The 25,973-nt window shown below is 62.9% G+C and carries 25 protein-coding genes; 11 read left to right on the plus strand and 14 right to left on the minus strand.

The annotated features are described in order from the left end of the window. The first annotated feature begins 131 nt into the window (after positions 1–131). Entirely contained in the window at positions 132–518 is a 387-nt protein-coding gene (gene mce, locus ACWUI7_RS09635) for a methylmalonyl-CoA epimerase (protein ID WP_496642002.1), read from the plus strand. Positions 519–543: 25 nt separating this feature from the next. On the opposite strand, the gene ACWUI7_RS09640 is transcribed toward mce, so the two are convergent. Next, positions 544–1,209 (minus strand): sensor domain-containing protein, encoded by a 666-nt coding sequence (locus ACWUI7_RS09640; RefSeq protein ID WP_496642003.1) that lies wholly within the window; start codon positions 1,207–1,209, stop codon positions 544–546. A 107-nt stretch (positions 1,210–1,316) separates the two neighbouring features. After that, on the minus strand, positions 1,317–2,801 hold the full coding sequence (purB, locus tag ACWUI7_RS09645) for an adenylosuccinate lyase (RefSeq protein ID WP_496642004.1): 1,485 nt from the start codon (positions 2,799–2,801) through the stop codon (positions 1,317–1,319). A gap of 176 nt (positions 2,802–2,977) precedes the next feature. On the opposite strand from purB, the gene purN reads away from it, so the two are divergent. Both purN and ACWUI7_RS09655 read left to right on the plus strand, forming a co-directional pair. Beyond that, positions 2,978–4,579, plus strand: a complete 1,602-nt coding sequence (gene purN, locus ACWUI7_RS09650; protein ID WP_496642005.1) for a phosphoribosylglycinamide formyltransferase — start codon at positions 2,978–2,980, stop codon at positions 4,577–4,579. Between the two features lie 87 nt (positions 4,580–4,666). Next, positions 4,667–4,852: a hypothetical protein gene (locus ACWUI7_RS09655; protein WP_496642006.1), complete on the plus strand. Its 186-nt coding sequence runs from the start codon at positions 4,667–4,669 to the stop codon at positions 4,850–4,852. 38 nt (positions 4,853–4,890) lie between these two features. Here the strand turns inward: ACWUI7_RS09655 and ACWUI7_RS09660 are convergent, their stop codons facing one another. From ACWUI7_RS09660 to ACWUI7_RS09670, 3 genes are all read right to left on the minus strand, one after another. Next, positions 4,891–5,532, minus strand: coding sequence for an Ig-like domain-containing protein (locus ACWUI7_RS09660; protein WP_496642007.1), 642 nt, complete (start codon positions 5,530–5,532; stop codon positions 4,891–4,893). A gap of 252 nt (positions 5,533–5,784) precedes the next feature. After that, positions 5,785–7,230 (minus strand): MATE family efflux transporter, encoded by a 1,446-nt coding sequence (locus ACWUI7_RS09665; protein WP_496642008.1) that lies wholly within the window; start codon positions 7,228–7,230, stop codon positions 5,785–5,787. Positions 7,231–7,326: 96 nt separating this feature from the next. Continuing rightward, positions 7,327–7,758 carry an EamA family transporter gene (locus ACWUI7_RS09670; protein ID WP_496642009.1) on the minus strand — a complete coding sequence of 144 codons (432 nt, stop codon included), beginning with the start codon at positions 7,756–7,758 and terminating at the stop codon, positions 7,327–7,329. Positions 7,759–7,891: 133 nt separating this feature from the next. Between ACWUI7_RS09670 and ACWUI7_RS09675 the strand changes: the two genes are divergently transcribed. After that, positions 7,892–8,653, plus strand: coding sequence for a VOC family protein (locus ACWUI7_RS09675; RefSeq protein WP_496642010.1), 762 nt, complete (start codon positions 7,892–7,894; stop codon positions 8,651–8,653). A gap of 37 nt (positions 8,654–8,690) precedes the next feature. On the opposite strand, the gene ACWUI7_RS09680 is transcribed toward ACWUI7_RS09675, so the two are convergent. From ACWUI7_RS09680 to ACWUI7_RS09715, 8 genes are all read right to left on the minus strand, one after another. Further along, positions 8,691–9,128: a Zn-ribbon domain-containing OB-fold protein gene (locus ACWUI7_RS09680; RefSeq protein ID WP_496642011.1), complete on the minus strand. Its 438-nt coding sequence runs from the start codon at positions 9,126–9,128 to the stop codon at positions 8,691–8,693. After that, entirely contained in the window at positions 9,125–10,291 is a 1,167-nt protein-coding gene (locus ACWUI7_RS09685; protein WP_496642012.1) for a thiolase domain-containing protein, read from the minus strand. Before ACWUI7_RS09685 ends, ACWUI7_RS09680 begins: the two co-directional genes overlap by 4 nt. A 64-nt stretch (positions 10,292–10,355) precedes the next feature. Further along, complete coding sequence (locus ACWUI7_RS09690; RefSeq protein WP_496642013.1) at positions 10,356–11,111, minus strand: proteasome assembly chaperone family protein; 756 nt, start codon at positions 11,109–11,111, stop codon at positions 10,356–10,358. A gap of 70 nt (positions 11,112–11,181) precedes the next feature. Next, entirely contained in the window at positions 11,182–11,364 is a 183-nt protein-coding gene (locus tag ACWUI7_RS09695) for an RNA-protein complex protein Nop10 (RefSeq protein ID WP_496642014.1), read from the minus strand. A 20-nt stretch (positions 11,365–11,384) separates the two neighbouring features. Continuing rightward, a complete protein-coding gene (locus ACWUI7_RS09700; protein WP_496642015.1) occupies positions 11,385–12,185 on the minus strand; it encodes a translation initiation factor IF-2 subunit alpha in 801 nt (266 codons plus the stop codon). A gap of 17 nt (positions 12,186–12,202) precedes the next feature. Beyond that, positions 12,203–12,376 (minus strand): 30S ribosomal protein S27e, encoded by a 174-nt coding sequence (locus tag ACWUI7_RS09705; RefSeq protein ID WP_435160499.1) that lies wholly within the window; start codon positions 12,374–12,376, stop codon positions 12,203–12,205. 2 nt (positions 12,377–12,378) lie between these two features. Beyond that, complete coding sequence (locus ACWUI7_RS09710; protein WP_053771189.1) at positions 12,379–12,660, minus strand: 50S ribosomal protein L44e; 282 nt, start codon at positions 12,658–12,660, stop codon at positions 12,379–12,381. A gap of 117 nt (positions 12,661–12,777) precedes the next feature. Beyond that, a complete protein-coding gene (locus ACWUI7_RS09715; protein WP_496642016.1) occupies positions 12,778–13,833 on the minus strand; it encodes a M42 family metallopeptidase in 1,056 nt (351 codons plus the stop codon). A 120-nt stretch (positions 13,834–13,953) separates the two neighbouring features. Between ACWUI7_RS09715 and ACWUI7_RS09720 the strand changes: the two genes are divergently transcribed. The 4 genes from ACWUI7_RS09720 (at position 13,954) to ACWUI7_RS09735 (ending at position 16,792) form a co-directional block, all read left to right on the plus strand. Next, the gene (locus tag ACWUI7_RS09720; RefSeq protein WP_496642017.1) at positions 13,954–14,211 is read left to right on the plus strand and encodes an MTH865 family protein; all 258 of its coding nucleotides are present in this window, start codon (positions 13,954–13,956) and stop codon (positions 14,209–14,211) included. Positions 14,212–14,314: 103 nt separating this feature from the next. Further along, positions 14,315–14,986 (plus strand): J domain-containing protein, encoded by a 672-nt coding sequence (locus tag ACWUI7_RS09725; protein WP_496642018.1) that lies wholly within the window; start codon positions 14,315–14,317, stop codon positions 14,984–14,986. Continuing rightward, a complete protein-coding gene (locus ACWUI7_RS09730; protein ID WP_496642019.1) occupies positions 14,983–15,690 on the plus strand; it encodes a metallophosphoesterase in 708 nt (235 codons plus the stop codon). The genes ACWUI7_RS09725 and ACWUI7_RS09730 overlap by 4 nt, the downstream gene beginning before the upstream one ends. Before the next feature lie 61 nt (positions 15,691–15,751). Continuing rightward, a complete protein-coding gene (locus ACWUI7_RS09735) occupies positions 15,752–16,792 on the plus strand; it encodes an NAD(P)-dependent alcohol dehydrogenase (protein ID WP_496642020.1) in 1,041 nt (346 codons plus the stop codon). Between the two features lie 1,106 nt (positions 16,793–17,898). Here the strand turns inward: ACWUI7_RS09735 and ACWUI7_RS09740 are convergent. Further along, positions 17,899–18,189: a hypothetical protein gene (locus tag ACWUI7_RS09740; protein ID WP_496642021.1), complete on the minus strand. Its 291-nt coding sequence runs from the start codon at positions 18,187–18,189 to the stop codon at positions 17,899–17,901. 577 nt (positions 18,190–18,766) lie between these two features. Between ACWUI7_RS09740 and ACWUI7_RS09745 the strand changes: the two genes are divergently transcribed. The 3 genes from ACWUI7_RS09745 to gltB all read left to right on the plus strand — a co-directional run bounded on the left by ACWUI7_RS09745 (position 18,767) and on the right by gltB (position 25,943). Next, positions 18,767–20,707, plus strand: a complete 1,941-nt coding sequence (locus ACWUI7_RS09745; protein WP_496642022.1) for a hypothetical protein — start codon at positions 18,767–18,769, stop codon at positions 20,705–20,707. Positions 20,708–20,929: 222 nt separating this feature from the next. Further along, on the plus strand, positions 20,930–21,097 hold the full coding sequence (locus ACWUI7_RS09750; protein ID WP_435160492.1) for an HEWD family protein: 168 nt from the start codon (positions 20,930–20,932) through the stop codon (positions 21,095–21,097). Between the two features lie 220 nt (positions 21,098–21,317). After that, a complete protein-coding gene (gene gltB / locus ACWUI7_RS09755) occupies positions 21,318–25,943 on the plus strand; it encodes a glutamate synthase large subunit (RefSeq protein WP_496642023.1) in 4,626 nt (1,541 codons plus the stop codon). Positions 25,944–25,973: the final 30 nt, after the last annotated feature.

The raw sequence follows: 25,973 nt of genomic DNA on the forward strand, positions 1-25,973 counted from the left end.
TATTCGCTTGTTGTTACACAAAATAAGGGAGAAAGATCACGACTTCAGTTGTGGGTGGATGTCAAACACGCTGACAACCGTCTCGGTCGGCGACCCGACAGCTTATATCCGAACGGGATGCCACACCGAGTATGCGTCTCCACCACGCCGGCATCGCCACGCGTGACATCGACGCACTTGCCGAGCTGTTCGTCGCGCTCTTCGATGCGGCGGTCGTTCACGAAGAGACGCTCGAAGACATGTGCGTCGTCTTCGTCGGGCTCGAGGGCGGAGCCACCCTCGAGCTGCTCGAGCCGACCGGCGACGGTCCGATCGCTGACTACCTCGACGCCTCGGGATCGGGAGTCCACCACCTCGCGTTCGCGACTGACGCGATCGAAGCGACACTCGACCACGCCCGTGATCTCGGCGTCGAGCTCGTCGACGAGTCGCCGCGGCCCGGCGCGCGCGGGCACCGCGTCGCGTTCTGTCACCCGGGGTCGACGGGCGGCGTCCTCGTCGAGTTCGTGGAGACGTGAGTCGCTACGATGGCAGATCGGTGGGCTACGACGACGGCTCGGGGTGCTCCGACCCGAGCAAGGCGACCGCCATCCGTCGGGCGACGCCGCCGACGCCGTTCGCGGCGTGACCGGCGACGACGACGCCGACGAGTCCGGCGGGAACCGCAAGTGCCGCCTCTGGTGTGGTGTCGACCGTCCACGTCACCGGCTCGCCGTTGAGCTCGCCGAACGTCATGGTCGTGGGGTATCGCAACGGCACGGACGCGACCGCGATCGCGTTTGCGAGGACGACGAATACTACCGCGGTGAGCGGGGCAAGCCAGACTCGCATCGAGAGGAACCCAAGTCCGCGCCACGTCGACGGCGCGTCGACGTACGCTCGAAGGATGGCTACACTCCCCGCCGGGTCGCCGACATCCGTCGGCCGCTGGAGGTCGACCGGCCAGACGGCGTTCGCTAGTCGACGCTCGAGGCCGGTGACCAGTCGGGAGCCAAACAACACCGCGGCCAACAACGCCACCCCGACGCCGACGATACTCGAGAGCGCCCCGAGCGTGATCCCGAGACCGAAGACAATCGAGTAGAGGACACCGAGCGGGACGCCGCCGGTCAGGTACGCTACGTTTGCGTACGTCTGCCGCTCGAAGCGGACTCCGATCACCGGGAGACCCGCGAGCGACCGACGAGAGAGCGTGTGGAGGGTAGACACGCTCGGCGCTGACGCCGCACGAGAAAAATGCGTTGTGGTTCGGGGGTCAGTCTCGCAACCGCTCGGACGACGGTACCGAGCGGTCGTCCGGCTCGTCCGTCCGTCGCTCACGGCGCGTCTTCGGCGTCCGTCGTGTCGGTCGCCGCCGGCTCACCGACACCGTCTGCGAGGTCGGCGGCGATTCCCGTGTACGTCGCCGGTGTGAGCGCGCGGAGCTCCTCGCGAACCGATGGGGCCACGTCGAGTTCGGCAAAGAGCTCGTGGAAGTCCGCGAGCGTCACCGACGACCCACGGGTGAGCTCCTTGACGCGCTCGTACGCCTCGGTATCGCCCTCGCGTCTGAGTATCGTCTGGACCGCCTCACCGATCACTGCGGGCGTCGACTCCAGCGCCTCCCGCATCACGGCCTCGTTCGGCACGACCGTCTCGAGCCCGTCGGCCGTCTTCGAGTAGCCGATCAGACAGTGAGCGAACGCGGCGCCGATGTTTCGTTTCACCGTCGAGTCGGAGAGGTCCCGCTGGAGTCGCGAACTCGTGACGTAGTCGGTCAAGAGTGTCAGGTCGCCGTTCGCCACCGAGAGGTTCCCTTCGCTGTTCTCGAAATCGATCGGGTTCACTTTGTGCGGCATCGTCGACGACCCCGTCTCGCCTGCGACTGCGCGCTGCCCGAGGTAGCGGTCGGAGACGTACAGCCAGACGTCGACGTCGAGGTCGAGCAGGACGTCGTTGACGCCCCGGAGCGCGTCGAACAGCGCTGCCAGGTCGTCACAAGGGTTCACCTGCGTCGCGAGCGAGACGTGCTTAACTCCGAGTCGCTCGACGAGTGACCGCGAGACGGACGGCCAGTCGACCTCGGGGTACGCGGCGACGTGTGCCGCGTACGTGCCGGAGGCGCCGGCGAGCTTTCCTGAGAGACCCGAACGAGCGGCCTCGACCCGGCCGAGCGCGCGGCCGAGTCGCGCCGCGTAGACGGCCATTTCCTTGCCGAAGGTCGTCGGCGTCGCCGGCTGGCCGTGTGTCCGGGCGAGCATCGATACGTCCCGATACTCGTGTGCCAGCCCGACGAGCGCGTCACGCACGTCGCGAATCGCAGGCACGAGCACCGTCTCGACCGCCGGCCCGACGAGCAGCCGCTGGGCGAGGTTGTTCACGTCCTCGCTCGTGAGGCCGAAGTGGATCCACGGGTACAGCGATTCGGGGTCGCTTCGCCGCGATTCAACGCTATCGGCCCACTCGGCAAGACGCACGCGCAAGAAGTACTCCACCGCTTTCACGTCGTGGTTGGTGGCCGCGTATCCTGCGGCACCGTCGACCTCGAGGGCCTTGATTAGCTCGGCGTCGTCGGCCGAGAACGATTCGTACAGGTCTCGGAGTGCATCGATGGTGGTGTCGTCGAGGGTGATCGGCGTCGCCGATAGGCCCGCTAGCTCGATCAGGTACTCAACTTCGACCTGCACCCGCGCGCGCATCAATCCGGCCTCGCTCGCGTACGGTGATAGCGGCGCTGTTCGCCCGGCGTACCGGCCGTCGAGCGGCGAGACGGCAGCGAGCGGATCCGAGCGAGAGAGCCCCGTGATCGTGTCGTCGGTCATGTCGGCGACTGCCCCCGGCGCGCGCAAAAGCGTGTCGATGCGACCGACCGGTGCGTGCACGGAAGTGGATACGTCGGCAGCAGATCGCCCATCTACCGCCCGTATCTGTCCGTGTTTGTGTACACTACCGCATCTCGACCGCAACGGATAAACGCAACCGGTTGGACGATTCGCACATGCAGATCGCCGGACTCGCCAGCAACCGCGGGCGAAACCTTCGACACATCGACGACGTCGCGCCGGGTGGCGCCGAACTCTCCGTCGTGGTGAGCAACCGCGAGGGAGCCCCGATCCTCGAGGCGGCCGCCGAGCGCCGCATCCCGACCGAGGTCGTCGAGCGCGACTCGGGAGAATCACGTGAGAGCCACGAACAGCGCATCCTTGACCGACTGGCCGACTACGACGCCGACCTCGTTTGCCTAGACGGGTACATGCGCGTGCTCACGGAGACGTTCCTGTCGGCGGCGCCGCCGACGCTCAACGTCCACCCGTCGTTGCTCCCGTCTTTCCCTGGAACCGACGCCCACGAACAGGTCCTGGATGCTGGTGTGCGAACCACCGGTTGTACCGTCCACCTCGTCACCGAGGCGGTCGACGACGGCCCGATCCTCGCTCAAGAACCCGTTCCGGTGTACGCAGACGACGACGTCGAGACGCTTGCTGACCGTGTCCTGTACGAGGCCGAGTTCAGCGCGTATCCGCGGGCGCTGCGGTGGTTCGCCTCAGGGGACGTCGACGTCGAGACGACGGACGCAGGCATCCCCGTCTCGGTGACCGTCGACGCAGACGTCGGCGGGGCCTTCCCCACGCGGCGACTCGTCTCCGAGGATCGAGCCGAGACGCTGCGATACGGTGAGAACCCGCATCAAGACGCCGCGTTGTACGCCGACGCTACGTGTGCGACTGCCACCGTCGTCGGCGTTGACCAGCTGAACTCCGGCGCGAAGGGAATGGGGTACAACAACTACAACGACGCCGACGCTGCGCTCCGACTCGTCGCCGAGTTCGACGATCCCGCAGCGGCTGTGATCAAACACACGAACCCGGCGGGGTGTGCGACGAGCGAGACACTTGCCGACGCGTACGACCGGGCGCTGCGGACCGACGCGAAGTCGGCGTTCGGCGGTATCGTCGCGCTCAACCGACGGTGTGACGCGGACACCGCCGAAGCCGTCGCCGAGTCGTTCAAAGAGGTCGTCGTCGCTCCCGACTACACCGACAGCGCACTCGACGTACTCACCGCGAAACAGAACCTCCGCGTGCTTGCGGTGGGGCCGCTCGCCGACACCGCCAAGCCGAGCGAGCAGTTCACCGAGAAGCCACTCGTCGGCGGTCGGCTCGTCCAAGAGCGAGACACTCAGTCGCCGACTGTCGACGATCTCGAGGTTGTAACCGAGCGCGAGCCCACGGCTGCCCAGCTCGAGACGATGACGTTCGCGTGGAAGACGATCAAGCACGTCAAATCGAATGCGATTCTCTTTGCGACCGGCACCGAAACGGTTGGCGTGGGGATGGGTCAGGTGTCACGCGTGGACGCGGTAACGCTCGCGGCGATGAAAGCCGACTCTGACGCCGAGGGTAAGTCCGCTGACGGCGCCGTAATGGCTTCTGACGCGTTCTTCCCGTTCCCGGATGCGATAGAGGAGGCAGCCGAAGCGGGCGTTGAAGCGGTGATTCAGCCCGGCGGCTCGGTCAACGACGAAGACGTGATTGCCGCCGCCGACGCACACGATATCGCGATGGCGTTCACGGGCACGCGATGTTTCCGGCACGACTAGAGAAGGGAACGGGGAGGCCGCGACGTAGCTCGTTCACACGCAGATCGAGCACAGCGTTTTAGTTGCATGCGTGTGTATATTCTCTGTATGTACCGTACTACACTTTCAGTGGCCGCACTCGGAGCCGTGGTCCTGTTGTTCGCCGGTATTGGCGCTGCCGACGGAGGATCCTCTCTGACAGGTATCGATCTCAGTGCGCTTCAGTCGCTTATCGACGCGATCGTGAGTTTCTTTGAGGGGCTAAGTGGCGCCGAAAGCACACAGACCGCATAGCGCTGGCGCTTGCAGGTGACGTCGCGGGCTGTTGAGCACTACTCTTGAAGTACCACCATAATGTCAGACCCGCTGATCTCCACGATGAGGTTCGACCCCGCGCGTAGGTCGTAGTCGTCGATCGCGAACGGCCGTGTGGTCGTCGGGCCCGCCGCTACTGAGACGGTAAGCTCGTAGCGACCCGGCTCTGTGATGGGTGTCGTGATTCTTGTTTCGGAGTTCGGATCGAGCTGGAACGTGGTTTGTTGTATCTGTGTTGTGTCTCTCGACAGTTCGAGGGTGACCGTTCTCGATGTCGAAGTGCGTGACCTGCAAACGATGGTGATCGCTCGGGAATGCTCCGCCAGTGTTGTGTTCGTATCGGTGTCGTTGGCGGTGGTGTCGTTGGTGTCGTCGGTATCGTTGGTGTCGTCGGTATCGTTGGTGTCGTCGGTATCGTTGGTGTCGTCGGTATCGTTGGTGTCGTCGGTATCGTTGGTGTCGTCGGTATCGTTGGTGTCGTCGGTATCGTTGGTGGTAGACACACAACCTGCGGTCCACCCGATGAACCCGGCTCCGAGTCCGCTGAGGAGTCGTCGTCGCTGCACGTACCCGGGCAGTTCGACTGTCGTCGTGATAAGCTCCGGGTAGGATGGTGTCTCTGTGTTACCGCGTGTGTCGAACACGACACTGCGATGCATGGGTACTACTTACTCATGCCCTCTCCTGCTGATTTGCTCTCATATGCCGATGACTGTGTGACCAAGACGACCGCACGACACCCGGACACGATTTTCAGCCACGCCCTCCCCAGCCGATTCGCGAGTCGCCTCTGGCGACTCGCTCATCCCTCGCACGCGCTCGCGAGTCCGCCTTCGGCGGCCTACGAGGCACGCGCCACCGGAACGGGTGTTTGAGTAGAGCGTCGAGTGGGTGGTGGGTAGGGTCGTCGGTTAGTCGTCTACGGCCACCGGGTCCGGACGGTACGCCTCGCTGATGGCTTTCCACCGCCCCGACCGGAAGCGCCAGTAGTTGATCGACGCGGGGATCGACGTCTCAGCCAGGAATGCGAGGTAGAGCCCCCAGAGTCCGAGCGCGGTCGTCGCCCCGAGATACGTGAGCGGAATGGCGACGAGGAACATCCCGACAAACTGACTCGCAAACGGGACGGTGGTGTCGCCGGCGGCGTCAAGCGGCCCTGCTGCACCTCCGGAGACGCCTTGAAAGACGACCGCGATACAGGCCGCATAGACGAGTTGCACTGCGATCGGCACCTCCGGACTCGTCGGGTCCTCGACGAACAACGCCACGATGTCGGGCGCGAAGACGGCGACGAGCCCGGCGCTCACGAGATACGTCCCGACGGAAAACCGGATGATATCGCGGGCGTACGCCTCGGCTTCGGCTGGGTCCTCTGAGCCGAGCGCCTGCCCGACGAGACTTGAGGACGCCAGACCGAATCCCCAGCCAGGGGTGTTCATAATGCCCCAGATCCGACGGGCGATCACGAACGCAGCCACGGTCGTCTCTCCAAAAATATCGAGCACGAACAACATCGGAAACTCCGCGGCGACCCAGACGAGGTTGCGCGCGCCGACCGCAAGCCCGATCTCAACGAGATCAGAGAGCATCTCACGGTTCAGATACGACCCGAACGGGTCGATCGCGACGGGAAACGCGCCGAGCACGGGAAGTCGCCCGCGCGCGATCCCGAGCGCGAACGCGGCCGTGACCGCGAGGTTCGAAAAGACGGTCCCGAGCGCGGCGCCCTCAACACCCCATCCCAACCCGAATATGAACCCCGCGTTCAACACGACGTTCGCACCCGCACCGCCGGCCCGGAGCTGCATCGCGGTGTACGCGTCATCACAGCCGACGAGCACCCGACTGGCGACGAGGTTGAGTCCAGCGAACGGGACCCCGAACCCGACAATCCGCAGGTAGTCGGCACCGTAGGTGATCGCCTGCTCGTTACTGGAGAGCAGCGAAATAAGTTCGTGGGGAACAGCGTAAAAGACGGCCGTCACCGGGAGACTGGCGACGACCACGAGAAGCACGCCTGCGCGGACGGCGTCTCCGAGTTCCTCGAATGACTCGGCCCCGTATCGCTGGGAGACGAGCGCGATCGTACCACCGGCCGCGCCTCCGCCGATCGCGAACGCGATTCCCCAGAACGGGCCGGCGAACCCGACACCGGCAACCGCGCTAGTACCGATGGCAACGCCAACCATCGCGACGTCGACTGCGTTCTTCGACATCCGGGCGATACCGGTGACGATCCGCGGCCACGCCAAGTCCGTCGTCCGGACCACCCGGTGGCGGTCGATGATGCCGAGTCGGGCCAATAAAAGACCCACGGCGAGTACGACGAGGCGAACTGGATTCGGAACGGAGACCACTGAACCGGTTGGTCTACCGCCCGCGTGTCAAAGGTGTTTGCTCACGCGGCGGGCGTTTCCGGATCGATCGGACAAGCGTATCAAGAGGTATGCAGCTCATGCACCAGAGACCAAGTAGACGGAGACGACCGCAAAGCCGATCCCGAGTGCTTTCCGCGCCGAGAAGGTTTCACCCAGCAAGACCACCCCGATGAGCGAGGAGAAGACGAGAAACAGCGCAAAGATCGGCGTCACGACGCTTACCGGACCGAGCGAGAGCGCCCGATACAACGCGAGGATTCCGACCGCGAGAAAGATGCCGGCGACAAGCACGTACGACAGCTTTGGCGAACTCAGGTGGGTGCTGAATCCTTGATCGGTGTACCACACGACGGAGACGGCGATTCCGATGAGCAGCGCGTTGGAGACGATGACGGCGACGTCGCTCGGAACGGCGTCGGGACCGGTGGTTGCGAGCCGCATGAGCGGTGACACAAACGTGTACGCGGCCATCGCCAGGATCGCGTACGGCAAGTAACTGGCGTCCATACCCGCTGTTTCTGTGGCGCAGGCAAGTGTGTGCCGACATCGCGGTGCGGCTCGCGGACGATACCGTCTGCACACGCTTCGGAGCCACGCCGGTTTCAGTATGCTTTTGCGTCGAGCCGCCGAGTTGTCACGTATGGAGCCCACCGTCGATCACGTCATGATGCGCGTTGAAGACCTCGAGGAGAGCCTCGAGTGGTACCAGACGCACCTCGGCTACGAGGAGAAGGGCCGATGGGATGCCGACACGTTTACCAACGTGTTCCTCGGCCCGGAGTCTGTCCACGAGTCCGGTGCGCTGTTGGAGCTCACGTACAATCACGACGACCGGGAGTATACGATGGGTGACGCCTGGGGCCACATCGCAGTTCGCGTGCCAGAAGACGAGCTCCAGTCGTCGTACGACGAACTGCTTGCAGGTGGCGTCGAAGACTACCGCGATCCCGAGTCGTGTAACAACCGGTACGCGTTCGTCAAAGACCCCGACGGCCACGAAGTCGAGATCGTCAAGCGCGACCACGGCGCGAAGTGGAGCCTCGATCACACCATGATCCGGGTCGAAGACGCCGATACGGCACTCGGCTACTGGAGCCGAAAGTTCGAATACGACGAGGTCAGTCGCTGGGAGTCCGACACGTTTGCGAACTACTTTGTCGAGCCTGCGGCCGCTCCTGACGAGGCGATGTCAATCGAGCTCACCTACAACTACGACGGGCGCAGCTACACGATGGGTGACGCCTGGGGCCACCTTGCCCTCGCCGTCGACGACCTTGATGACGCCTGGGAGACCCTGATGGGACGTGAAGCGCGTGATTACCGTGACCCCGAATCGTGTGATAACCGCTACGCGTTCACCACGGATCCCGACGGCCACGAGATCGAAATCGTCACCGAGTAGCTGACGGTCAGACCGCAGCGACTCCGACGACCACGCTTCACTCGGTGTCGTCTCCGATTGGGTGAAACACGACGACTCGATCGGCCGCTCCGTCTCGCGTCTCGACGCCGGCCGAAACTCGCGTGCCCACGTCGACGTCGGCACCGTCGTCAATGCGGCCATCTTTGCCACCACCGATGGCACTCGGGTCAACCCCGCGGAGCACACCAGTCAGCCGCACCGGACCAAACGACGCGATCGCGGTCACGTACGGAGTGTCTCCGGCGAACGGCGGTGCCGGAACGTGGACCACGGAGAACGTCTCTAGAGTACCCGTCTCCGGCAGCGGCTCGCGCGACAGCGTAGTCGCCCCACACGTCGGACACACCCGGCGGGGCGGAAGCGACCCGTGCCTCTCCGGACACACGAGCGCGTGTCCGTTCCCGGCTTGGAGTGCGTCGAGCCACTTGTCGTATCCCTCTTCGCGGGCGCTCATCGGGCCACCTCCAGCACGTGGACGACCGCGCTCGCGACTGTTCCGCCGGCGTTGTGCGCGACGCCGACTCGCGCGTCTGGGACGTGTTCGCTGTTCGGATGGTCACCGCGCAACAGGCGGGTCACCTCGACGATCTGTGAGCCGCCCGTGGCGCCGACGGGATGTCCCTTCGCTTTGAGCCCGCCAGAGAGGTTCACCGGGGTGTCGCCGTCGGCAGTCGTCACCCCGTCGCGGGCGGCGGCGATGCCGGCACCCGGTTCGGCCAGCCCGAGCGACTCGATCGCGAGCACCTCCGCGATGGTGAAACAGTCGTGGACCTCCGCAACGTCGACGTCTTTGGGTTCGATTGCGGCCGCGTCGTACGCCGTCTCCGCGGCGGCGACCGCGGCCGGCGTTCGCGTGAGATCAGCCCGGTCTGCGAGCGCCAACCGGTCCGATCCTTGGCCGGCCCCAGTGACGGCTACTGGCGCGTCGATGTCGTTGTCGGCAGCGTACGACTCCGAGACGAGCACGATAGCGCTCGCCCCGTCGGTGATCGGGCAGGCATCGTAGAGGTGAAGCGGGTCGGCCACTGGTGGGGCGTCGAGCGCGTCTCGTATGGAGATCGGATCGCGGAACTGCGCGTACTCGTTCGGCACCGCATTCGCGTGGTTCTTCGCGGCGATATGCGCGAGGTCGCGTCGGGTGCCGCCGTGTTCTTCGAAGTACGAACGAGCTAAAAGCGCGTATGCCCCTGGGAACGTCACACCCGCGCGAACCTCGAAGAGGTCGTCGGCGGCCATCGCGAGGCCCTCGGTCACCGCCGGCGTCTCGAGATTCGTCATCCGTTCCATGCCGCCGGCGAGGACGACGTCGGCATCCCCGGCACGGATCGTCCGAACTGCCTCCCGTACTGCGACGCCGGCGGACGCACACGCCGACTCGTAGCGGGTGGCCGGCGCACGGATTCCCGCGGCTTCAGCCATCAACGGCGCTTGATGTCCCTGTTGTTCTGCAAGCGCGCCAATGAAGTTGCCGTAGTTGAGCCGCGTTACATCTGCGCGCGGGACGTCTGCGTCAGTGAACGCGCGCTCGGCGGCCGTCGCAAAGAGGTCTCGCCCGGTTCGGTCCGGATGCGAGCCGAACCGCGTGAGTCCGACGCCAGCGACGCGTACCTCTGTCATACACGATCGATGACCGGGGACCCGATTTAGCTCTGCCGAAACCCGAACACCCTGCGCGGATGATTCACCCGATGTACCGGAGGTCGTCGTCAGGGATAGCCGGGCCGTCTTGCATCTCTTGGATCTTCCCGACCACTTCCTCCATCTCCTCGGCGCGGTCTTCGAGTGACTCGTATGTGAGCTCGAACTCAAGCAACGTCGAGAGCGACTCGAGAACCGCCCGGGCGCTCTTTGGATCCACGAGATAGCCGCTCGTCTCACCCATCAAGCACGCTGCTTCGAACCCGCGTCGAGCCCCGAGTCCGAGCACGAGACCAGAGACGCCGACGATCCCGCCAGCCGGCTCGTCGGTCCGAAACTCGACGTCAGCCTCACGGAGTTCCGTAGAGAGCGCGTCGCCTGAAACCGCGCCGAGGACGGTGTACTCCTCGACGAACTCACCTGTCGGCACGCCACCGAGTGCAAACGCGCGCGTCGCCCCGAACGATTCGGCGACGTCGAGGAATGTCGACGTCAGCCGGTAGTGGCCCTCGTTCGATCCTGCTTGGTGATCGCCGGTCAACACGAGCAGGTCCGCTCCGTCGGTCTCAACCGCGTGAAACTCCGCACACGTGAGCGATGCGACGCCGTCCTCGCCCTCGACGCTCACTTGTGGCGGAAACTCGGTCGAATACACCTGACGCACTAGCTCGCTGTCACACTCTTCGAGCAAGTGCTCTGCGGCAAGCTTCCCCACGTGTCCGACGCCTGGGAGCCCCTCTATGAGCACCGGCTCCGAGAGGGTCGGCGTTGCCACCTCGTCGATTTCGATGTCGTCCATACCGCATCTGTCCGGTCGGCGGTCACAAGAGCGTGGCTATTCCGATATTCCTTGTTCCCGCGACCGGTCATCAATCGGGAGCGTCCGGACGCGCGCGGCGACGGTACTCTCCATACCGATCGGTCGGATCGAAGGGTGCGGGTGCACTGTTCTTGGCTGGTGCGCCACAGATCGGACAGGTATCGGTGAGGGTGTACACCGGTCGGTCGTGATCGGTTTCCCACGTCGAGCACACGCGAATATCGGATCGCATCAGGTGTTCTGGTATCCGAGTTACTCGTCGTCTTCGCGTCGCTCGCGGTGGAACGCACCCATTCCACCAGCGGCGGCTATCGTCGAACGGGCGCGCTCGGCGGCCGCCTCAAGCTGGTCTTCGGCCGTCTTGTAGTCGGGCGCCCGGACGGTTATTCGGTACTCCGGCGAGCCGACGTATGCGACATCGAGGTCGACACCGTCTGGTATCTCGCCGTTCCCCGCGGCCGCCTCGAGGGCCTCCCGCACATGGTCGACGCCCGCGGCAGCCATCGACTCGAGGTCGACGTATCCCGTTACGTCTACATATGGCACCGAAACGTTCTCGCGGGCTGCGGCGACAATCGCCTCAGCCGCGTCCGCGTCGACATCGGCGTCCTCGAGGGCTTCGTCTCCGTGAATCGCCGCCGCCTCGAAGGCGTCGTACAACGACTCGTACTCGCGCAACAGGGCGTTCGCAACCGACGTATACCGGTCATCAGAGACGTCTTCACCGAGCGCGATGAGCATCCAGTTATCGGCTTTCCGCTCGTTTTTCCAGTCTTGGATGGTCTCTTTACGCTGGTGTTCGTTGACGTCTTTGATCGAGAGGTCGATCTGGTTCGACGACTCGTCGACCTCGAGCACCTTCGCGACGACCGTCTGTCCCTCGCGGACGTGGTCGCGGACATTCTTGATCCAGCCGGACGCCACCTCGCTTATGTGACACAGGCCGCGCTTTTCTTCGTACTGGTCGAGGTCGACGAAGACGCCGAAGTCGGCTATCTCGTCGACGTCGCCGACCACGAGCTCACCGGGTTCGGGCCAGCCGCTGTACTTCATGAGTGGATGTGAGGCGGTTACCGTGCCTCAACGGTTTCGACGACGTCACCCTGCAACTCGGCGTCCCCACCCGTAGGGGTCGCGAGTGTCGTGCCGCAGACGGCACACGATACGACGGACGCGGCCTTGCCGAAGACGACCTGTTCGTTCTCACAGTCCGCACAGACGACGCGGTAGAAGCTTCCTGCCATGCTCACTCCTGGAAGGTGAGTCGGCCGGCACGCCATCCTTCGCGCATGTGCGCCTTTCCACAGTCACCACAGCGGTACTTGAGGTGGGTCTTCTTTGTTGGCTTGTCGCCACCGGGCACCTTCGAGTACCCGCCGGCGTTTCCGATCGTCGCGAGGGCGCGGCGCCGCTGTCGGGCGTCGCGCTTCATCCCGGTTGCGCGGCCCGAGCGCACCTTCTCGACCTCGTGCTCCTGGTGGGAGTCACAGTGCGGGCAGTACGTATTGAATCGGCGTGGCATCTCCATAGATAACTACCTTATCCCGCGATTCGACGCCGACGGTTAAAACGAGTTTGGTCTGCACCGGCCACGAGGGGCCGTGGGGTGTCCTGTCTCGAGCAGCCGCGACACGGCGCTCGGCCGCTACAGGGTGTAGTCGTACTCGCCGGTCTCGGTCTCCAAGAATCCAGTCAGAAGGTCGATCGTGGCGGCAATGTCGTCGACAGCGGCTGTTTCGGTGACGGTGTGTAGGTACCGCGTTGGGATCGATATCGCGCCGACAGGCTTCGCGCCGTGCGTGTTTTGAAAGCCTGCGGTGTCCGTTCCGCCGGCCGGGAGCACCTCGTGTTGGTGTGCGATGTCGCGCTCCGTAGCCACCGCGGTCAGGCGTCGGTGGACCTTTGGGCTCGTGATCACCGAGGAGTCCTTGAGCTTGATCGCCGCTCCCTCGCCGACCTCGGTCACCGCGTCCGCTGGCTCGCCGATCTGGGGGACGTCGTTGGCGACGGTGACGTCGAGGGCGATCGCCAAGTCGGGGTCGATATCGACGCCGAGCGCGTGGGCCCCGCGGAGCCCCACCTCCTCTTGGACCGTCGCGGCAAAGTGGATCGTCACAGCGGGGTCCTCGATCCGTTGGGCCGCCTCAAGCATCGCGAACAAACACACACGGTCGTCAAGTGCCTTGCCGGTCACGCAGTCGCCCAGCTCGGTCAGTGTCTGATCCAACGTGACGAGGTCGCCGACGGACACCAGTTCTGTGACCGCCTCGCCATCGCGTCCGAGGTCGATATACACGTCAGCGACCTCATCGTCGGCCTCGCGCTGCTCGTCGGTGAGTGTGTGTGGCGGTACCGACCCGATCACGCCGGTGAGGTCCGCCTCTGCCGTGTGGACCGTCACGCGCTGGGCTCTAAGTACTCGCGCGTCGAACCCACCGAGCGGATCGACTTGGAGAAACCCCTCGTCGGTGACGTGTCGAACCATGAACCCGATCTCGTCCATGTGTGCTGCCACTGCGAGGCTAGTGTCGCGTGACCCCTCAAGCGTGCCGACGACGTTCCCCATCGCGTCGGTCTGGACGCGGTCGACCGTCTCGTCGAGTTCGCGACAGACGATCTCGCGTACGTCGTCTTCGTAGCCGGGGACGCCACGGGCCTCTGTGAGCTCACGGAGCAGGTTGTCGTCGAACGGCCAGTCCATATCCACTATTCCTTGTTCCATGGACAAAGTATCGCAGGTTCCGGCACCCAATGTCGTGACGAGCGAGGTTGACCGAGTCCGGTCGCAATCCTTTTGCGGGCGCTCTGGCCACGTGTGCACATGACTGAGGCCAAAGCGGAGCTTCGTGAACAGTTTCTCGACGCGTTCGCCGGCGCAGACTTCCCCGTCGAGAGCCAGATGGACCTCGTTCCCGCGCTCCCGAACGGCCCGGCAACGCGATTCGAGGCGGGCGAGATAAGCTTCACTGCAATGGAGCTTGCCACCAAACTCGCCGGTGAGCAGGAGTTTCCGTACGACACCGTCGAGTCGCTCGTCGACGACGTGATGGCAGCCGTCGAGGCGAACGGGTTGATCTGACCGGCGGCGTGCGCGTGGCTCGCCGTCTCCACGTGCGTGCGACTCACCGTCGCGACGTGATCGGCTCCGAGAGATTCATACCCCCGGCCGCGTTACTGCGGGCGTGACCGTGGTTGGACCCAGTGGGCTTCCGCCGTGGGTGATTGCCGGTGTCGCTCTCGGAGCGGTCGCCTCTGTCGGCGTTGCGCTCGTCTTTTACTTCGGTAGCCGGCTCTCGCCGCCGCGTGAACAGCCGAGCGGGAATGATTCGGGCGGTATCGGGGAGCGCCGACACGCCGAGATACGAGCATACCTGAGCGCTATCGACGAGCGATTCCACGAAAACCACGCAATTGGTGAGGTGACCGTCCCGTTCTACCTCCCGGCGCGGGACGTCGCGGTGACCTTCGACGCACACGACTACTTTCGACTAGACGGCGCAGATGTGTACGCTGTGTTGTGTGAACACGAGATGCCTGGTCGTGGCCTTGGCAGACGACTCCCATTCGACGTCTCAGAGCCGGATCAGGAGTCGCCTGCGGGTCGGTCGGCACCGAATCGGTCTGTTACAGACGCCTTTGCCGAGCTCGGACTTCCGCCAAGCGCCGACGCCGACGCGGTGAGAGACGCCTATCGTGAGCGAGTAAAAGACGCCCACCCCGACCGCGGCGGCGACGAGGAGACGTTTCGGCGGGTACAGGAGGCGTACGCCACGGCCAGTGACCACGCAGATGGAAGCCGACCGTCCTCTACTCGGGCAGGCGCGCGAACGGCACGATCCGGGTTCGGTCGGTGACGGATATCACCGTTACCGGGCGAGGGGTGTACCTCAAGACGGCTGCGACGCTCGTAATTGCCGACACCCACATCGGCCGCGACGAGTCGTCCGCGGTCTCGCTCCCGCTCGGTGCAGCGACAGACATGCGTGAGGGGCTCGACAGACTGCTCGCCCGATTCGGCCCCGAAACAGTCGTGATCGCTGGGGACGTCGTCCACACGTTCGGTCGGGTGAGCGATCACAGCCGTGAGACGCTCGAAGCGCTCGAGACCACCTGTGCAGACGCCGGTGCCGAACTCGTCCTCGTCGCTGGCAACCACGATGTCGGGCTCGCGAACGTGTGGGATGGACCACTTCACGACGCGTACGTCCTCGCAGACGATGGTACGAGCTCACACACGGTCGTCTGTCACGGCCACGAACTGCCGACGACGACGGCCGACAGGTACCTCTTCGGGCACGTGCACCCGACGATCGTTCTTGAGGGTGCCCGGCATCCATGTGTACTCCACGGCCGAGGGTGTTTCCGTGGCGCCGACGTGGTGTGTCTTCCGGCGTTTACCCGATTGGCGTCAGGTGTCGTCGTCAACGAACTGACCACCGAAGCGTTCACCTCACCGCTTTTGACCGACGCAGACGCGCTCGAACCGGTCGTGTTCGACAACGACGCCGACGAGCCACTGCGATTCCCGCCACTCGGCGAGCTTCGACCGTTCCTGTGAGCGGACGCCTCGATCATTCATAACGAACGTTTATGATAGCCCCCAGCGAAGTGTGTCGTGCATGCAAGCAGCACGACTCCACGCGTACACCGACGACATGACCGATGGACTCGCGATCGACGAGGTCGACCGCCCGAGTGCCACGGGTGCGAGCGACGTGATAGTCGACGTTGAGGGCGCCGGATGGTGTCAAACAGATAATCACATTATCGAGGGAATGTGGGCAGAGTACGTCCCTCAGGAGTTGCCGATGACACTCGGCCACGAGAACGCGGGGACGGTCGTCGAGACCGGCGAGGACGTCGAGCTCGTCTCGGAGGGTGACGCGGTGATCTGTCACCCGGTACAGACCTGCGGGACGTGCCGGCCCTGCCGGCTCGGCGAGACGATGTACTGTGAGAACGACGCGTTCAACGGACTCACCACCGATGGAGGCTTCGCCGACTACCTCCACACGAGCGAGCGGTCGGTAATTCCGTTGCCCGGTGGGGTCGACCCGATCGACATCGCGCCGCACGCCGACGCCGGTATCACGGCGTATCACGCCGCGAAGAAGGCCGTCCGAGAGCTCAACCCGGGCGACCACGCAGTCGTCATCGGCATCGGGGGACTCGGCCACATCGGCCTGCAGTGTCTCGACGCGATGAGTGCCGCACGGATCACCGCAGTCGACGTGAAAGACTCCGCACTGGAACTCGCCGAGCGATACGGTGCCGACGCCGTGGTCAACCCCACAGGCGCCGACGTCCGCGAGGAGGTGGCGGCGATTACCGACGACACCGGTGCCGCACAGGTGCTCGACTTCGTCGGCGAGGACGTGACGACCGCGTACGCACCGGACATCACCGCGGCCGGCGGCGATCACCATATCATCGGTTACGGCGGCCACATCCACGAGCCAGCCCAGGCGCTGGTGAATGGTGAGTTCTCGTTCGTCGGGAACATCGTCGGTCGATACGCCGAACTCCAAGAGCTCGTCGCGCTCGTGGAGCAGGGTGACGTCGAGTTACACACGAGCCGATACGACCTCAACGACGTGAACACGGTCGCCGAAAAGCTTGAGCACGGCGAGATCGATGGGCGAGCCGTCATCACCCCGTAGGATCCTGAGAACGACCACTATTTCTGGGCGCTGCAGATGTTTCACGATGAAGAAATTACTCGGCTCGAAATAAATTTATAATCGATACGTCTCGGTGAACGTGCCCCACCACCCGTCGGTGCCCGCCCGTCTGCGGGCGCAGCGGAGTAGGAGGTCGCGTTCTTCGCTAGCGACGGCTCTCGGAGGGGGAAGACACACATGAACGCTAACAAAACGCTCTGGGCGACGGTGATCGTGCTGTTGGTTGTTGCTGGTGGTATGCTTGCTACAGATGTGAGAACAGCGAGTGCATTCATTTACGACGTTGGCAAAGCAGACGATATTGGAATAAGTCCAACTGAGGAGCAAGTTATCTCTGGTGTAGAAGTATACAGTGACTCAAATCCAATAGTTGTCAATGTAGATCAGCTAATTGACCTTGGAGCCAAACTAGATGCTAATTCGTCATCATACTCTATTAGAAACGATCAGTCCGTAATTACTGACGGGGTATACATTGATAACCCAGATTCATCAAGTCCTAGGATCATCGTCAATGCGTCGTCAATCTCCTCAACTGGAACGTATGATATTCTCATTGACAACATAAATACGACCGCTGTCTCACTTGACCCTACGTCTGAATCCAAGCTAAATAAATCGGTCACTTATTCATTAGAACAAGGGGGCTATTTTGTCACAACCTCCTTTACAATCTCATCAGGTTCAACCGTTGATATTGCTGGCTACGACGCTCTCAGTAACACTGTCCATCTGCAGAACATCTCTTTAGAGAACCCAGGATCTGATTATATTGTTATTCATCGTACGAACAACACAACCGAAAACATTCTGACTGAAAAAATAGCATCAGAAGGAAATATGGACGTGACAATACCGGAAATAACCAATACTACAGACATAACTGTAACAATACACCCTGGAAACCGAGAGCCCCATTATCAAACGATATATGCGGTTGATACTGCGCAGATATCTCCTCCAGTTAACTTGTCAGTAGTACGTCGGCCAGTTAGCTATATATCTAGAATAGCTGACGGGAATCCTAGCGTTATTGAAATAGTGTTCAGCCACAAAATTAGTAATTCAGGAAAAATTATTTTGGGTTATAATAAATCAGAAACAAAACCTATATTACTTAATGACAGTAATTCATATGCTATATACAATAATACACTACAGTTGTACACTTCTGAAATCTTTGATCCTAATGTTAATTTGGATGATGTACAGACGATCTCGCTCCAGAATATCGTACCGGAAAGTACCGGATTCCCGATAAGGACAGAGGTGTATAATAATACATTTGCATCAAATACCATTTCAAATGATACGACCACATCTGTTGCCCGTGGAGAATCTATCGTATTTGAGGCAACTTCTCCTGGGGAGTTCACTGTTGAACTTGATCAAAATGGAGTCACTCAACAGTTAGAATCTACACATGACAGTCAAGTTCTACTGTATAACACTTCACGGCTAAGAGTAGGGGAGTATACGGTTACTAACACAGGACACGCAGGAGATTCTCTCATAAATATTCAAAAATTAAACATTTCACTAGAAACCAAGCCACAGTATATATCAGAAGAAGACAGTATAAAAGTAGACATGACTACTTCTATCCCCAACAGAACACTAATTATAAACATCTCCGAATCCGGCGGAAATATATTGGAATATCAAAAAACAGCTACAAATTCAACTGGTAATGCTACTATATCGTTTGATCCCAAAGATGCGGGAAACTATTCTGTAACCGTAACAGACACGCATTCGACAACGACTTCCTCGCTAAGACTAAGTATTATAAATTCACAATCGCCGTCAGTTACGTACTCTCGACTGCCGCCGCATTTAGGTCAAATCGCTAGATTCACCATTAATGCTAGTACGAATACTACCTCTCTCGCCTTCTCACCTGCCAACGATAACGGCGCGCTCGCGACTGCGACGATCGCGACTCCACGGTCTGTGCCGACTTCGATCGGGGTCAACACCTACGCACTCGGTGACCCGTCTCTCGCCGGCGAGCTCCTTTCGGTGTCCCCCTCTACGACCGTGACGTCGGTGTCGACCACGTCGACGAATGGATCTCTGTCACCTGGAGCGTACGTCCTCACTGCTACGGCGAATCCGAGCGGTGCGACCGAGACGGCGACGGTCAGCCTCGAGAACCGGTCGACGAGCAACCTGACCGTCTACTCGACGTCACGAGAGCCGACGGCCTTCGACTCACTGGCTGCGATCGTAGAGGCACGCTCGAACGGGACCCTCACACCGGCGACGACGGTGACGGACGACGACACCGTCGTGTACGCGATCGAGGCGACCGGGCTGGATGGCTATGAGGCGACGCAACCCGGATCGCTCGAGACGGGGACCGACCTCGACGAGACCGCTGGGCTCGGGTTCACCGTGTGGACCGCTCACGACACACCAACCAATCGAAGCGTCTGGACGACGGCTGTGGGGACGACGGTCGTCACTCACACCGACGGGCTGTACCTCGTCGGGAGCGTGGCCGAGACGCTCGGGTCGTCGACGCACGCAGACGGGACCACGGCGTCTCTCACACCGACGTTTTCGGTGACAGACGACCGACTCCGGGAGCTCTCGGGTAGCAGTGACTCGGAAGCAGAGACCGTGTCTGTACCGCTCCGGTACGAGCCGTCGACCGCCGATGCCGACACGACGAACACCAGCTCGTCGCCGTCGAACACGACTGGCACAAACGAGACCACTACCGATTCGTCCGACTCGAACGAGACACAACCCACCGACCCAGACGCTACCACAGGAGACACAGACTCGACGACGGACACCTCGACGCCCACCGACGGCGACACTGGTGGGAGCGCCGACGGCGAGAAAAGCAACAGTACTGGGACCTCTGGCAGTGGCTCCGACGAGACGAGCGGAGATGGCGAAACGAGCGACGGGGGAAGCAGTCGTGGTGGCGGAACGAGTGGTGGCGGAACGAGTGGTGGCGGAACGAGTGGGGGAGGGAGCGGCGGTGGTGAAGCCAGTGGTGGTGAAAGCGGGAGCGACGGGGCGGACGCAAGCGGTAACGACGGTGGAAACACCGAGGGTGAGACCGGCAGTGGGGTTGAGGGGGGCAGTGGTAACACCAGCTCCGGTACTGACCCAGGCAACGAGACTGGGGACACGGGTGGCACCGGCGGTGGCACCAACGGGAGTGCCGACGGCGACGATGGCAGCGGCGGTGCCAGCGTCTCGGGCGGAGAGGCCGACGACGGCACCACGGACGGCAACCACACGCAAGATGGTCCAGACGAAGCGGCCGGTCCTGGAGGGGACAACGACGGTACTGGGGCGGACGCAGGCGGCAGTGGTGGCGGTGGAGGCGGCAGTAGCGGAGGCGGCAGTAGCGGAGGCGGTGGTGGCGGTGGCAGTAGCGGAGGCGGTGGTGGTGGAGGCGGCGGTGGTGGCGGTGGCGGTGGAGGCGGTGGTGGTGGCGGTGGCAGTAGCGGAGGCGGTGGCGGTGGAGGCGGTGGTGGTGGCGCCCACCCCGCCGATGGCGCAGCTACAGCGGGCACGAGAAACGGTGGGGAAGCGACGACTGCGAGTCGGCGATCTGGCGTTCAGTCCGTGCTCACCGCCCGCACCACTCCCGCCGTCGATCCGAGCGAACGTTCTGTGAACGAGGAGCGACGGTCCGGACCCGCCGATCAAGAATCCGACGCCACGTCGGAGACCGTCTCTTCGACCCCCGACGGTGGAGAGTCACGGGCCGAGGAACTGAGCGGCACCCCTCGGTCGGATGAACTCCCCGGCTTCGAAGACGCCCCGATTCGCCGAACGGCGTACGACGTCTCCGGATTCGGCATCGTGCCGGCCGTCGTCGCACTCCTCGTCGTGGCCGGGATCGCGGCGCGCACACGAGCGGAGTGAGGCCGTGGCCCGTCTGACCTCCCTTCACGACGACGTCGTAGGCCTCCCGCGCGTGCACGAGTTGTACCCGTGATCTCTCGTGCAGGGTGACGTCGACGTCGTACGGTGATGCGGTGGGTGCGCAACTGTACGTGATACATGGTGACGTCGCGAGCAGGACATCGTGGTTCGTCAGGAGTCGACGACGGTACGCTTTTTATATATAGCCGCGTAGCGAGCGTCATGGGCGTCACGATTGCACCGCCGACAGAGCGAACGTGTGAACGATGTGGCCGTACCGAACACTGGGACGAAGAAGCCGACGGCTGGCAGATCGCAACCGAGGTCGGAGACGTCTACTGTATCCACCACTGGGACATCAACGGCACGTACGTACCGATCGAACGGTGAACATACGGCGATATATATCCGAAGCCGCGCGTCGAGCGCCCAGTATTCTCTACGATCATAGTACTATCTTTCGCAGCTGGGCCCATAACTGATCGATCCGTGACTGTATATCCTGATATCCACCCCTGATGAATAATTACCTTATATTCCCTAATGTGTATGCGATAGATCCTACCCGTATCAGGGTTATACATTTAAGCGGCGCTCCGTGTGTGTACGTATGACCAAGTCACGTAGTACCACCCGCACGTCACCGACCGGCGCCGGTCGCGAGCGAGAGGGGCTCGCGGACCCGGCTGACGACCGGTCGAACTGTGGTATCGGTGGAGTCGTCGACCTCGACGGCGGACCGACTCACGAGACGGTATCGGACGCAGTACAGCTGTTAGAGAACCTCGAACACCGGGGAACGACCGGCGCAGAAGAGAACACCGGTGACGGCGCCGGGATCATGGTGGCACGCCCGGACGACTTCTTCCGAACCGTCGTCGACGCCGAGTTGCCCTCGGAGTACGCAGTGGGGTCGGTGTTCATGCCGACCGAACCGAGCGTCCAGGCGGAGATTCACGACGTCATCGCCGAGGTGCTCTCGGTGTACGGACTCGAGGTGCTCACCTGGCGAGACGTGCCGACGAACAACGAGGGGCTCGGCGAGACCGCACTCGAATCCGAGCCACACGTCGCCCAACTCTTCGTCGCTCCGGTCGAGGGTGCGGGGCTCGCCGAGCGATTCACCGACCCTTCGAGCGATCCCGACGACGTCGATCCAGCGGTACTCGGCTTCGACCGCGCGCTCTATGCGGCTCGACGCGAGATCGAAACGGCGGTCGCCGACATCTCGGGTGCAGGCCGGTTCTACGTTTGTTCGCTCGACCGACAGCGGGTCGTGTACAAGGGCCTGCTGAGGGGCTCACAGCTCGCCGACTACTACCCGGACCTCGCCGACGACCGGTTCGCCAGCCACGTCGCGCTGGTACACGCGCGCTTCTCGACGAACACGCTCGGCGCATGGCACCTCGCACACCCATATCGAAACGTTGTGCACAACGGCGAGTTCAACACCATTCGCGGGAACGTCAACTGGATGCGAGCCCGCGAGAACGATCTTGAACACCCAGCATTCGGCGCGGAGCTCGAAACGATTCGACCGGTGATCGACGACCCCAACCAGTCAGATACCGCAAGCGTCGACAACGCGGCCGAACTGCTTTTACAGACCGGTCGCGACCTCCCGCACGTCCTCCGAATGCTCGTTCCCGAAGCATTCCGCGGCGACGAGTTGATGTCACAAGACCGTGCAGACTTCTACGACTACCACGCCTCACTCGTCGAACCGTGGGACGGCCCGGCGCTCGTTATTGGCTTCGACGGCGACAAGGTCGCCGGTGTCCTCGATCGGAACGGACTCAGACCGTGTCGGTACGAGGTCACGACCGACAACCGGTTGATCGTCGGGAGCGAGGTTGGCGCACTCCCGACTGATGCGGCAGACGTGACCAACCGCGGCCGGCTCCAGCCGGGTGAGATCTTCGTCGCCGACCCCGAAGCCGGTCGCATCGTCCCCGACGACGAGGTTTTCGCCGAGCTCACCGACGAACGATACGGAGAGTGGGTCGAGGACGAGCAGGTTGAGTTGGGCGACATCGTCGCCGATGACGGTCTCGCGACCGGCATCGATAACCACGAGACGCCGTCGGTCCGCGCACACCAGGCCGCCTTCGGCTACACGACTGACTCACTGAATCACCTTGTCGAGCCGATGGCCGAGCAGGGCAAAGACCCGGTCGGCTCGATGGGGGACGACACGCCGCTCTCTGTGCTCGCGGACGTCGACCGCCCGCTTTTCACCTACTTCAAGCAGTTGTTTGCACAGGTGTCGAACCCGCCAATCGATTACATTCGCGAGGAGCTCGTCACCTCCCTCGAATCGCGCATCGGCAACCAGCGAAACCTGCTCGCAGAGACGCCCGCACACGCCAGACAAATAGTTGCATCGTCGCCCGTTCTCTCTGACGCCGAGACCGACGCGCTGCGGGCCGTCGATGACCGTGCAGAGGGCCAATTCTCTGCGGCAACCGTCGATACGACGTACGCCCGCGACACCTCACTCACCGACGCTATCACCGACATCCGACGCGAGGCCGCAGAGGCGATTGAGGCGGGTGCAGACATCGTACTGCTCTCCGACCGTGCAATCGGTCCCGATCGGCTCGCAGTGCCGAGTCTGCTCGTCACCGGTGCCGTTCACCACCATCTTGTGCGAAACGGACTCCGAAATCGGGCTGGACTCGTCGTCGAGTCTGGTGAGCCCCACGAGGTCCACCACATGGCGACGCTCGTCGGTTACGGTGCCGACGCGGTGGACCCGTACTTGGCGTACGAGTCGATCGCCGACGTCGTTGCAGGACCGGACGGGGCAGACGAAGCCGAGGCACTCGCGGCGTACCGCGGCGCACTCGAAGACGGTCTGTTGAAGACGATGGCGAAGATGGGGATCTCGACGGTCGAGTCCTACCAAGGTGCCCAGATATTCGAGGCAGTCGGGCTCGACTCCGACTTCGTCGCCGAGTTTTTCGAGGGAACCGAGATTCGGACCGAGGGGATCGGCATCGAAGAGATCGAAGACGATCTTCGTACGCGACACGCGATGGCATTTGGCGCCGATCCGGAGCTTGAGACGACCGGCGAGTACGAGAACCGGTCGTCTGGGGTGTATCACGGCTGGAACCGCGAGACGGTCGGGACGCTTCAGAAGGCGGTACGTGCCGGCGACTACGAGGCGTACGAGGAGTTCGCCGAGCTGGTCAACGACCAGTCCGAACGGCTCCAGACGCTCCGTGGCCTCCTCGAGTTCGAGTCGGACCGAGACCCGGTCCCGATATCGGAGGTTGAGCCGGTCGAGTCGATTGTCGAGCGATTCTCGACGGCTGCAATGAGCCTCGGGAGTCTTTCGCCGGAGGCCCACGAGAACAACGCGATCGCGATGAACCGACTCGGCGCGAAGTCGAACACCGGCGAGGGAGGAGAACCGCCAGAGCGCTTCGACACAGAAAAAGAGTGTACGGTCAAACAGGTTGCGTCCGGCCGGTTCGGCGTGACTGCTGATTACTTGGCTAACGCTGACGAGCTGCAGATCAAGATGGCACAGGGGTCGAAGCCCGGTGAGGGCGGACACCTCCCCGGAGAGAAGGTGAACGAGATGATCGCACACGTCCGGTGTTCGACGCCGGGTGTCGGGCTCATCTCACCACCGCCACAACACGACATCTACTCTATCGAGGACCTCAAACAGCTCATCTTCGACCTAAAGGCCGCAAACCCCTCAGCCGACGTGAACGTAAAGCTGGTCTCAGAGGCCGGCATCGGCACAATCGCGGCCGGCGTCGCGAAGGCCAATGCCGACGTCGTCCACATCTCTGGGCACTCCGGTGGTACCGGCGCCTCACCGAAGACGTCGATCAAGAATGCGGGACTACCGTGGGAGCTAGGTCTCGCAGAGGCGAACCAGATGCTCTGTGCGACTGGGCTGCGCGACCGGATCCGAGTCACGGCCGACGGTGGACTCAAGACGGGTCGCGACGTCGCCGTCGCCGCGGCACTGGGCGCAGAGGAGTACGTCTTTGGGACCGCCTCGCTCGTCACGTCCGGCTGCGTAATGGCTCGGCAGTGTCACGAGAATACCTGCCCGGTCGGCGTCGCCACTCAGCGCGAGGACCTCAGAGAGCGCTTCCCCGGCCAGCCGGACCACGTCATCAACTACATGACGTTCATCGCCCAGGAGCTGCGCGAGCTCATGGCCGAGCTCGGTGTCACAGACGTCGAGTCGCTCATCGGACGGCCCGAGCTGCTCACTCAGCGCGAGACCGACCACGAGCAGGCACAACACCTCGACCTCGCGGCCGTGATTGCCGAGCCAGCGGGCGAGTCACGGACGAAGACCCGAGCACAGACCCATCCTGGCATCGAGGCGCAGCTCGATTGGGACCTCATCGAGGAGGCATCACCCGCCATCGAGGAGGCCGCACCAGTCGCGCTCACCCGAGACATCGAAAACGTTGACCGGGCCGTTGGCGCGACGTTGTCAAACCGCGTTGTCACCGCACACGGTGGGGACGGACTCCCTGATGACACGGTCGCCTGCCGGTTCGATGGTCACGCCGGACAGAGCTTCGGTGCGTTCCTTGCTGCCGGCGTTACGTTCGAGCTCTCTGGTGCGGCCAACGACTACGTCGGAAAGGGCCTCTCTGGCGGGCGAATCGTTGTTTCGACGCCTGAGGACGCCGGCTACGACCCCGCTAACAACGTCGTCGCCGGAAACGTATGTCTGTACGGCGCGACCGACGGCGAGCTGTACGTCAACGGCATGGCAGGCGAGCGCTTTGGTGTTCGCAACTCCGGTGTCGCTACGGTCGTCGAAGGCGTCGGTGACCACGGTTGTGAGTACATGACCGGTGGCGTCGTCGCGGTGCTCGGTGAGACCGGCCGGAACTTCGCGGCCGGGATGTCCGGCGGTATCGCGTACGTGTACGACCCCGAAGACCAGCTCGCTGACCGGCTTAACCGCGGGATGGTCTCGCTCTCACGCGAGCTTGACGACAGTGACGAGGCGATGCTCCGGCGGCTCATTGAGAACCACCAGAGCTACACCGACAGCGACCGTGCCGTGGCGCTGCTTGATGACTGGGAGGCGGCACTCAACGACTTCGTGCGAGTCTTCCCCGACGCGTACGCCGAGGTGATCGACGAGGGTGTCGGTGCTGACGTCCGTAACACACTCCCGTCGCCCGCCGACGAGACACCTGACGCCGGCCGCGATACGACTGGCCAGGTCTCGAGCGACGACTGAGCCGGGACAGCCAACTCGGTTCGGGTCTGC

The organism is Halorubrum orientale (genome assembly GCF_059623105.1).

Bases quoted from the DNA above. Each gene is read 5' to 3' on its own strand.
- ACWUI7_RS09720 (WP_496642017.1), top strand. From the start codon at position 13,954: ATGACTGAGGCCAAAGCGGAGCTTCGTGAACAGTTTCTCGACGCGTTC.
- ACWUI7_RS09675 (WP_496642010.1), top strand. From the start codon at position 7,892: ATGGAGCCCACCGTCGATCACGTCATGATGCGCGTTGAAGACCTCGAG.
- mce (WP_496642002.1), top strand. From the start codon at position 132: ATGCGTCTCCACCACGCCGGCATCGCCACGCGTGACATCGACGCACTT.
- ACWUI7_RS09660 (WP_496642007.1), bottom strand. From the start codon at position 5,532: ATGCATCGCAGTGTCGTGTTCGACACACGCGGTAACACAGAGACACCA.
- ACWUI7_RS09735 (WP_496642020.1), top strand. From the start codon at position 15,752: ATGCAAGCAGCACGACTCCACGCGTACACCGACGACATGACCGATGGA.
- purB (WP_496642004.1), bottom strand. From the start codon at position 2,801: ATGACCGACGACACGATCACGGGGCTCTCTCGCTCGGATCCGCTCGCT.
- ACWUI7_RS09695 (WP_496642014.1), bottom strand. From the start codon at position 11,364: ATGCGATCCGATATTCGCGTGTGCTCGACGTGGGAAACCGATCACGAC.
- ACWUI7_RS09690 (WP_496642013.1), bottom strand. From the start codon at position 11,111: ATGGACGACATCGAAATCGACGAGGTGGCAACGCCGACCCTCTCGGAG.
- ACWUI7_RS09700 (WP_496642015.1), bottom strand. From the start codon at position 12,185: ATGAAGTACAGCGGCTGGCCCGAACCCGGTGAGCTCGTGGTCGGCGAC.
- ACWUI7_RS09750 (WP_435160492.1), top strand. From the start codon at position 20,930: ATGGGCGTCACGATTGCACCGCCGACAGAGCGAACGTGTGAACGATGT.
- ACWUI7_RS09705 (WP_435160499.1), bottom strand. From the start codon at position 12,376: ATGGCAGGAAGCTTCTACCGCGTCGTCTGTGCGGACTGTGAGAACGAA.
- ACWUI7_RS09670 (WP_496642009.1), bottom strand. From the start codon at position 7,758: ATGGACGCCAGTTACTTGCCGTACGCGATCCTGGCGATGGCCGCGTAC.
- ACWUI7_RS09680 (WP_496642011.1), bottom strand. From the start codon at position 9,128: ATGAGCGCCCGCGAAGAGGGATACGACAAGTGGCTCGACGCACTCCAA.
- ACWUI7_RS09715 (WP_496642016.1), bottom strand. From the start codon at position 13,833: ATGGACTGGCCGTTCGACGACAACCTGCTCCGTGAGCTCACAGAGGCC.
- gltB (WP_496642023.1), top strand. From the start codon at position 21,318: ATGACCAAGTCACGTAGTACCACCCGCACGTCACCGACCGGCGCCGGT.
- ACWUI7_RS09685 (WP_496642012.1), bottom strand. From the start codon at position 10,291: ATGACAGAGGTACGCGTCGCTGGCGTCGGACTCACGCGGTTCGGCTCG.
- purN (WP_496642005.1), top strand. From the start codon at position 2,978: ATGCAGATCGCCGGACTCGCCAGCAACCGCGGGCGAAACCTTCGACAC.
- ACWUI7_RS09710 (WP_053771189.1), bottom strand. From the start codon at position 12,660: ATGGAGATGCCACGCCGATTCAATACGTACTGCCCGCACTGTGACTCC.
- ACWUI7_RS09655 (WP_496642006.1), top strand. From the start codon at position 4,667: ATGTACCGTACTACACTTTCAGTGGCCGCACTCGGAGCCGTGGTCCTG.